Below are 1028 nucleotides of genomic sequence, written 5' to 3'. Positions count from 1 at the left end.
GCGGGCTTCTTCCGCTACTGCGGCGAGCACATCGACGAGCTGCGCCCGCGCACCATCGACGAGCACCCCAAGAACTGCACCTGGACGGTCCATCAGCGTCCGGCGGGGGTCGTGGCGCTGAGTACGCCCTGGAACTTCCCCATCGGCATGATCGCCAAGAAGCTCTCCTCGGCGCTGGCGGCGGATTGCGCGAGCGTGATCAAGCCGTCGTCGAAGACGCCGCTGACCATGATCGCGCTGTTCACCCTGCTCGACCGGGAGCTGGACCTGCCCGCGGGCAAGGTGAACCTGGTGATGGGCTCGGCGGGCACGATCTCCGACACCCTGCTCAAGCACCCGTCGGTGCGGGTGTTCTCGTTCACCGGCTCCACCGAGGTGGGCCGCGAGCTCATCGAGAAGGCCGCGCCCGGGATCAAGCGCCTGACCCTGGAGCTCGGCGGCAACGCGCCGTTCCTGGTGTTCGACGATGCCGACCTGGACGCCGCCGCCGATAACCTCATGGGCAACAAGTTCCGCGGCGGCGGCCAGACCTGCGTCTGTGCCAACCGCGTGTTCGTCCACGAGCGCGTCGCCGAGGCATTCGCGGAAAAGGTTGCCGAGCGTGTGAGGGGCCTGCGCGTGGGCGACGGGCTCGCCGAGGGCACGACCATCGGCCCGCTCATCGACGAGAACGCCGTCGACAAGGTCAGCCGCCACGTTCAGGACGCGCTCAACAAGGGCGCGAAAAAGGTCGCCGAGCTGGATGTCTCCGGCCTGCCGGGCACTTTCTACGCGCCCACCGTGCTGCTGGACGTGCCCGCCGGCGCGCTGTGCACCGTCGAGGAAACGTTCGGGCCGCTGGTGCCGATGATCACCTTCCGTGACGATGACGAGGTGGTCGCCGCGGCCAACGACACCGAGTACGGCCTCGCGTCCTACATCTTTACCGGCGACCGCGAGCGAGGCCACCGGGTGATCGAGCGCCTGAATTTCGCCCACGCCGCGCTGAACTCCGGCACCGGCCCGACGCCGGAGGCGCCGTTCGGCGG

The 1028-nt window shown here is 68.9% G+C and carries 1 protein-coding gene; it reads left to right on the top strand.

Features of this window, described 5'->3' with window-relative positions; all coding sequences use genetic code 11:
• Positions 1-1028: aldehyde dehydrogenase family protein (locus tag G7A99_RS20855; protein ID WP_163143810.1), on the top strand; the 1028-nt coding region annotated here is incomplete at both ends.

This window comes from Arhodomonas sp. KWT (genome assembly GCF_010993615.1).
The sequence above is the reverse complement of the archived record's forward strand: the minus strand, read 5'-3'. Positions and strand labels throughout refer to the sequence as shown.